Source organism: Streptomyces coryli, from assembly GCF_011044975.1.
Taxonomy (GTDB): Bacteria; Actinomycetota; Actinomycetes; order Streptomycetales; family Streptomycetaceae; genus Streptomyces; species Streptomyces coryli.
The window spans coordinates 1-7,007 of the sequence record NZ_JAAKZV010000336.1; the positions used below are offsets into that span (position 1 = coordinate 1).

Below are 7,007 nucleotides of genomic sequence, written 5' to 3' on the forward strand. Positions count from 1 at the left end.
AACTGCCTCCGTCCCGCCTCCGCGGCCAGCCCGCGCCGCGCCGGGTCCAGCGGGTCGCCGCCGATCGCCTTGCGGGCCCCGCGGTCCGGGCTGATCACGACCGTACGGACCGCCGCCCCCAGCGCCCTCGCCTGCGCCCCCGGCCGTTGATCGCGGTGCGGCGCCGCCGCGACCGGGGCGAGCACGACGACCCGCCCGCAGCCCGCCGCCAGGTGCACGTTCGCGGGCGAGAGCAGCCCGCCGTCCACGTAACGCCGCCCGTGGATCGTCATCGGCGGCCAGACGAGCGGCAGCGCACAGCTCGCCGCCACCGCCTCGGTCAGCTCGGCGCCGGAGTCCCGGTCGAAGACGACCTCCTCGCCCGTCTCCGCGTCCACCGCCGGGATCAGCAGCTCGGTGCCGCGCGGCCACTTGCGGCTGGGCAGCCGGTTCTCGATCTGGGCCAGCCGCTCCATCTCGTTGGCCGCGGTCTTCGCGGTCAGCGCCTTGCGGGCGAGACGGGCCCGGGCTCTGCGGCGGTCGCCGCGGCGGAGCAGCTGGGCGAGGGTGGCGAAGACCCCGGACGGCGCCAGCCGGGCGTTGCGGCTGCCCGGTACGGGCATGGCCAGCTGCCGCTCGTAGAGCTCCTGGAGGGTGCCGCCCTGGGTGACCTGGGCGGCGACCACCGAACCGGCCGAGGTGCCGACGAACCGGTCCGCCGCGCTCAGGTCGACCCCGGCCTCCGCCAGGCCCAGCAGCACGCCGGTCTCCCAGGCGATGCCCGTCACGCCGCCACCGCCGAGGACCACCGCGCGCTCGTCCATGCGGATCATGCTGCCACCGGCCACCCGGCCCGGCAGCCGGAGGACCGCGGGCGGGTGAGAGCGGCCCGCCCTCACCTGGCGGCGGGGGCTCAGCCCTCGTTCAGCAGCTTCTCCACCTCGGCGAATTCCGCCGGCGTCAGCGGCCCGTGCTCCATGGCCAGCGCGTTCTCCTCCGCCTGCCCGACCGTACGGAAGCCGGGGATCGGGATCGTGTGCGGGCTGCGCGCCCAGATCCAGGCCAGCGCCCCCTGCGCCAGGGTGCGGTCGCCGGAGGCCAGCACCTGCCGTACGGCGTCGATCCGCCCGGCCCACTCGGGGGTGACCCGGCCCTCGGCGTCGAAGTACTTCAGCCAGGCGGGCGGGGCGCTGCGGATATCGCCCGCCCGCGCCTTCTGGCCCGCCACGTACTTGCCGCCGAGCAGGCCCATCGCCAGCGGGGTGCGGTTGATGCTCGCGAGGTTCTCGCGGGCGCACAGCGCCAGCATCTCCGGGGCGTCCTCCATCACGTTCAACTGATGCTGCACGCCCGCGCAGTTGGGCCCCTCGGCGAAGACCGCCGCCCGCTCGGGGTCGTCGGTGGACCAGGCGTACGCGCGGATCAGCCCCTCGCGTACGAAGCCCTCGCAGACGTCGCGCAGCGCGGCGCCGGTCTCGGCGTCGGCGTCGCCGAGGTGCAGCTGGTAGAGGTCGATGTGGGTGGTGCGCAGCCGGCGCAGCGAGTGGGTGAGGGCGCGCCGGGCGTAATCCGCGCTGGTGTCCTGGTCCAGCTTGATCCGCCGCTCCGGGTCGAAGGTGTTGCCCCACTTCGTGGCGATCACGACCTCGTCGCGGTGGCCCGCGAGCGTACGGCCGAGGATCTCCTCGCTGTGCCCGGTGCCGTATACATCCGCCGTGTCGAAGAAGGTGATCCCGCGGTCGAGGGCGCGCCGGATCGCGCGTACCGACTCGTCGTCGTTCACCACCCCCCAGCCGAGCGGCTGCCCGTCGGTGTCCGCCCACTCGCCGCCGATCGCCCAGCAGCCGAAGCCGAGGGCGCTCACCTGTATTCCGCTGCGTCCGATAGTGCGTTTCTCCATAGGGCGACAGTGCCCCTTGGAGCGCACTCCAAGGCAAGAGCCAGGAAAGGACTTCTGTCCCGCGTGAACGGGACCAATGCAGGGAAGCAGACATTCCTCCCTTCGCATACCTATTGAGGCAGGAAGATATTCGCCAGACCTCAGGGGAGAACCGAAAAATGGCACCGACCGCCGAGCTGGAGCGGGCACCCGAACCCGTGTTGCCCGCGCCGCCGCAGCGCCGCGCCGTCACCGTCACCGACGAAGGTGCGGTCAAGCGCGCGGTCCGTGCCACCGCCCTGGGCAACGCCATGGAGTGGTTCGACTTCGGCGTCTACGCCTACCTCGCCGTCACCATCGGCAAGGTCTTCTTCCCCGCCGCCAGCGGCACCGCCCAGGTGCTGGCGTCGCTCGCCGCCTTCGCCGCCGCGTTCCTGGTGCGCCCGCTCGGCGGCATGGTCTTCGGCCCGCTCGGCGACCGGATCGGCCGCAAGAAGATCCTGGCGCTGACCATGATCATGATGTCGGCGGCCACCTTCGCCATCGGCCTGCTGCCGTCGTACGCCGCGATCGGCCTCGCCGCACCGGCGCTGCTGGTGCTCTGCCGCATGGTGCAGGGCTTCTCCACCGGCGGCGAATACGGCGGCGCCGCCACCTTCATCGCCGAGTACGCACCGGACAAGCGGCGCGGCTTCTGGGGCAGCTTCCTCGAGCTGGGCACCCTGGTCGGCTACACGGCCGCGGCCGCGCTGGTCACCGGCCTGGAGATGGGTCTGAGCGACGACGCCATGCTCTCCTGGGGCTGGCGGATCCCGTTCCTGATCGCGGGCCCGATCGGCCTGGTCGGCCTCTACCTGCGGATGCGGCTGGAGGAGACCCCCGCCTACCAGGAGCTGGCGGCCTGCGAGGAACACCAGGCACGCCCCAAGCTGAGCATCCGCCAGGTGCTGGCCGGCCAGTGGCGGGCGATGGCGCTGTGCATGGCGCTGGTCGCGGCCTTCAACGTCACCGACTACGTGCTGCTCTCGTACATGCCGACGTACCTCTCCGACACCCTCGGCTTCGCGCCCACCACAGGCCTGATGTCGATCGTGCTGGTGATGATCGTGCTGATGCTGCTGATCAACCGGGTCGGCGCGCTCTCCGACCGCTTCGGCCGGCGGGCGGTGCTGATGGGCGGCTCGCTGGCGTTCCTGGTCACCTCGGTCCCGGCGCTGCTGCTGATCAAGGTCGGCAGCTGGCCCGCGGTCTTCGCCGGCCTGCTCGTCCTGGGCCTGGCGCTGCTCGGGTACGTATCGACGATGTCCTCGACGCTCCCGGCACTCTTCCCGACCGACCGCCGCTACGCGTCGCTGTCGATCTCCTTCAACGTGTCCGTGTCCCTCTTCGGCGGCACCACCCCGCTGGTGGTGGCGGCGCTGGTGTCGAGCACGGGCAACGACCTGATGCCGGCGTTCTACATGATGCTCTTCGCCGGGATCGGCCTGATCGCCGCGCACCGCATGGAGGAGACGGCGGGCCGGCCGCTGAAGGGCTCGCCGCCGTCGGTGTCCACGGAGGCGGAGGCCGAGGCGCTGCGCAACGCCCCGCGCATCCCTACGGCAAGGTGAGGATCTCGGTGCCCGAGTCGGTGACGACGAGGGTGTGCTCGAACTGAGCGGTCCGCTTACGGTCCTTCGTCACCACGGTCCAGCCGTCGTCCCACATGTCGTAGTCGTGGGTGCCGAGGGTGAGCATCGGCTCGATGGTGAAGGTCATCCCCGGCTGGATGACGGTGGTGTGATGCGGGCTGTCGTAGTGCGGAATGATCAGGCCGCTGTGGAATGAGCTGTTGATCCCGTGCCCGGTGAAGTCCCGCACGACGCCGTAGCCGAAGCGCTTCGCATACGACTCGATGACCCGGCCGATGATGTTGACCTGGCGGCCGGGGCGGACGGCCTTGATGGCGCGCTGGAGCGCCTCGCGGGTGCGCTCGACCAGCAGCCTGGACTCCTCGTCGACGTCGCCGCACAGATACGTGGCGTTGTTGTCACCGTGCACGCCGTCGATGTACGCGGTGACGTCGAGGTTCACGATGTCGCCGTCCTTGAGGACGGTGGAGTCCGGGATGCCGTGGCAGATGACCTCGTTGACGGACGTGCACAGCGACTTCGGGAAGCCGCGGTAGCCGAGTGTGGAGGGATAGGCGCCGTGGTCGCACATGTACTCGTGCGCGACCCGGTCCAGCTCGTCGGTGGTGACGCCCGGCGCGATGTGCTTGGCGGCCTCCGCCATGGCGCGCGCGGCGATCCCGCCGGCGACGCGCATCCGCTCGATGGTCTCCGCGTCCTGCACCTCGGGCCCGGTGTACGGGGTGGGCGCCTTCTTGCCCACGTACTCGGGACGGGCGATGGCGGCGGGGACGGAACGGGCGGGGGACAGCGTTCCGGGGACAAGCAGCGACTGGCCAGACATGACAGCGAGTGTAATCGCGCCCCATCGGGCACGATGGGCGGGAAGCGACCAGCCGAGGAGCGCGCGATGTCCCTGTTCAAGCGGAAGTCGGAGTCGGCGGGCGGCCGGCCCGGAGAGTGGTACTACTGCATCCGCCACAACAAGGTGGAAGAGGGCCCGGAGTGCAAGGCCACGGACCGCCTGGGCCCGTACGCCACCCAGGCCGAGGCCGCCCACGCCCTGGAGAAGGCCGAGCAGCGGAACGAGGACTGGGACCGGGACCCGGACTGGTCGGACGACGAGGGCGACCAGCGCCCATAGCCCGCGCTCTCGGGGGCAGGCGTCCCGCATGGCGGGACGGGTGGGCCCGGACGTTTCCGGCGCCCGACGACGCGATCGGCACCGCGCAGAAGCGGCCCGTCACCACCTGGGCGGCGGAGGCGCGGCCAGTTGCTCCGCCAGCCGCGACAGCCGGTCCGTGAACCGACGCCGGCCCTGCACCGGCACCGTCGGCACCGACGACTCGCCCGCCGCCGCGCTCACCAGATGCTGCACCGTCTCCAAGTCCACCCCACCGGGCGCGTCGGCGCCCAGCGCCTCGTGCGCCAGCGACCGCAGCTCGCGCAGCGACGCCCGCTCGCCGTCGTCCATCGCCAGCACCGTGGCGCCCGCCCGCCGCGCGTCGCCGATCCGCTCCAGCGTCCCGGCCCCGGGCTCGTCCGGCGCCACCACCAGCAGCGTGGTGCCGCGCCCGGCGGCCTCCAGCCGGTTCAGCCCCACCGCGAGGTGCGGCCGCGCCCCGGCCGGCGTCCGGTGCCGTACCAGCGTCGGGGACAGCTCCGGCTGCCCCGACCAGGCCGCCTCGTCGTCGAGATGCGCGGCCAGATGCCACGGCTCGTACGCCTCCGTGCCCACCAGCAGCAGCCCGCCCCCGGCCGCGGCGGCACCACCGGCGACGGAGGCGCGCAGCGTGCCCGCGAAGCGGCGGGCGGCGGGCAACCACTCGGTCCCGGCGAGGACTTCGCGCAGCAGCGCGACACGTACGGCGTCCATGAGGCGGCATCCTGCACCACCCACACCAGCCTCCGCAGCCGTACCGCCACACGTTCCCTCGCACGCGTGAGCTGACTCACCGGCGGCCGGCGGTTCGCTTTCGGCCGGGCCTGGCAGGATCGCCGTATGACATCTGCAGATCCAGCCGCCGCCAAGCCCGCCCCGAAGGACCCGTGGGAGCTCCCCGACGTCTCCGGCCTTACGGTCGGCGTCCTCGGAGGCACCGGTGACCAGGGCCGCGGACTCGCGTACCGGCTCGCCCGCGCCGGGCAGCGCGTCATCATCGGCTCCCGCAGCACCGAGCGCGCCGAGACGGCGGCCGCCGAGCTCGGCCACGGCGTCGAGGGCGCGGAGAACGAGGAGTGCGCCCGCCGCAGCGACATCGTCATCGTCGCCGTCCCCTGGGACGGGCACGCCAAGACCCTCGAGGCGCTGCGCGACGTGCTCGTGGGCAAGCTCGTCGTCGACTGCGTGAACCCGCTCGGCTTCGACAAGAAGGGCGCGTACGCCCTGAAGCCCGAGGAGGGCAGCGCCGCCGAACAGGCCGCCGCCCTGCTCCCCGAGTCCCGGGTCACCGCGGCCTTCCACCACCTGTCGGCGGTGCTGCTGCAGGACCCGGAGGTCGAGGAGATCGAGACCGACGTGATGTGCCTCGGCGAGGTGCGCGCCGACGTCGAGCAGGTGCAGGCGCTGGCCCAGCGCATCCCGGGCATGCGCGGCGTCTTCGCGGGCCGGCTGCGCAACGCCCACCAGGTGGAGTCCCTGGTCGCCAACCTGATCTCGGTGAACCGCCGCTACAAGGCGCACGCGGGCGTCCGCCTGACCGACATCTGAGCCGCGTACGGGGTGGGGGAGAATGGCCCCCTGGAATCCCCTCTGGAGTCCCTCCGGAATCCTCCACCCCGTGATCGCGGCCTGAGCGGCCTTGAAGGAGAGCACCGATGCCGGCATCCGCACCCCAGACCCTCCCGGCCGCCAAGGTCCGGCAGCTCGCGATCTTCGCGGTCGCGGTGTGCGTGCTGGCGGTGGCCGCCGCGGTGGTGTCCTTCGTCCAGGGCTACTGGCTGGGCGTGCTGTGGCTGCTGCTCGCGGGCCTGGCCTCGAACATGGCCTGGTACTACGTCCGCCGCACCCGCGCCGCGAGGCGCCTGGAGGAGGCGCGGCGCCGCGCGGCCTGACGACGTTTTTCGTTACGGACCGAGCTGCGGCGTGCCGTCCCAGAAGCGGAACCAGTCCAGCCCGAGCGCCGTATCGAACTCGGACACCCCGAGCCCGTTCATGATCCCGTCGATGGCATCGAAGAACACCCGGTTGACCCCGGGGATCCACAGCAGCGCGAAGACGGCCAGCAGCCCGAAGCCCGCGTATTGGTCGAGTGTGCGGCGGGTGGAGGGCTTGAGCCAGGGCTCAATGACCCCGTAACCGTCCAGCCCCGGCACCGGCAGGAAATTCAGAATCGCGGCCGTGACCTGCAGCATCGCCAGGAAGGCAAGCGCGCAGCGGAAGGCCAGCGGCGCCCCGTCCATCGCCCCCGTCCAGAACGGCGCGGTGAGCACGACGGCAAGCAGCGCATTGGTCAGCGGCCCGGCGGCTGAGATCAGACTGTGCCGCCACCGCCCGCGAATCCGCCCCCGCTCGATGAACACCGCCCCACCCCTGTCTC

The 7,007-nt window shown here is 72.2% G+C and carries 9 protein-coding genes; 4 read left to right on the forward strand and 5 right to left on the reverse strand.

Going from position 1 to position 7,007, the window contains the following annotated elements; translation table 11 throughout:
* Together G5C51_RS38405 and G5C51_RS38410 are read right to left on the reverse strand one after the other, a co-directional pair.
* Positions 1 to 803: patatin-like phospholipase family protein (locus G5C51_RS38405; RefSeq protein WP_165244956.1), on the reverse strand; the 803-nt coding region annotated here is incomplete at its 3' end.
* Between the two features lie 89 nt (positions 804 to 892).
* On the reverse strand, positions 893 to 1,879 hold the full coding sequence (locus tag G5C51_RS38410) for an aldo/keto reductase (RefSeq protein WP_165244958.1): 987 nt from the start codon (positions 1,877 to 1,879) through the stop codon (positions 893 to 895).
* 158 nt (positions 1,880 to 2,037) lie between these two features.
* Here G5C51_RS38410 and G5C51_RS38415 point away from each other — a divergent pair, with 158 nt between their 5' ends.
* Positions 2,038 to 3,468, forward strand: a complete 1,431-nt coding sequence (locus G5C51_RS38415; RefSeq protein ID WP_165244960.1) for an MFS transporter — start codon at positions 2,038 to 2,040, stop codon at positions 3,466 to 3,468.
* Here G5C51_RS38415 and map read toward each other — a convergent pair.
* A complete protein-coding gene (gene map, locus G5C51_RS38420) occupies positions 3,455 to 4,312 on the reverse strand; it encodes a type I methionyl aminopeptidase (protein ID WP_165244962.1) in 858 nt (285 codons plus the stop codon). The genes G5C51_RS38415 and map overlap by 14 nt on opposite strands.
* Before the next feature lie 66 nt (positions 4,313 to 4,378).
* On the opposite strand from map, the gene G5C51_RS38425 reads away from it, so the two are divergent.
* A complete protein-coding gene (locus G5C51_RS38425; RefSeq protein WP_165244964.1) occupies positions 4,379 to 4,612 on the forward strand; it encodes a hypothetical protein in 234 nt (77 codons plus the stop codon).
* Positions 4,613 to 4,711: 99 nt separating this feature from the next.
* Here G5C51_RS38425 and G5C51_RS38430 read toward each other — a convergent pair whose 3' ends face one another.
* Positions 4,712 to 5,344: a hypothetical protein gene (locus G5C51_RS38430; RefSeq protein ID WP_165244966.1), complete on the reverse strand. Its 633-nt coding sequence runs from the start codon at positions 5,342 to 5,344 to the stop codon at positions 4,712 to 4,714.
* Positions 5,345 to 5,470: 126 nt separating this feature from the next.
* Here G5C51_RS38430 and npdG point away from each other — a divergent pair, with 126 nt between their 5' ends.
* Complete coding sequence (gene npdG / locus G5C51_RS38435) at positions 5,471 to 6,178, forward strand: NADPH-dependent F420 reductase (RefSeq protein WP_165244968.1); 708 nt, start codon at positions 5,471 to 5,473, stop codon at positions 6,176 to 6,178.
* A gap of 107 nt (positions 6,179 to 6,285) precedes the next feature.
* Positions 6,286 to 6,522, forward strand: coding sequence for a hypothetical protein (locus G5C51_RS38440; protein ID WP_165244969.1), 237 nt, complete (start codon positions 6,286 to 6,288; stop codon positions 6,520 to 6,522).
* 12 nt (positions 6,523 to 6,534) lie between these two features.
* Here the strand turns inward: G5C51_RS38440 and G5C51_RS38445 are convergent.
* Positions 6,535 to 7,007, reverse strand: a 473-nt coding sequence (locus G5C51_RS38445; protein ID WP_476715156.1) for a zinc metalloprotease, incomplete at its 5' end; no start/stop codon positions are given.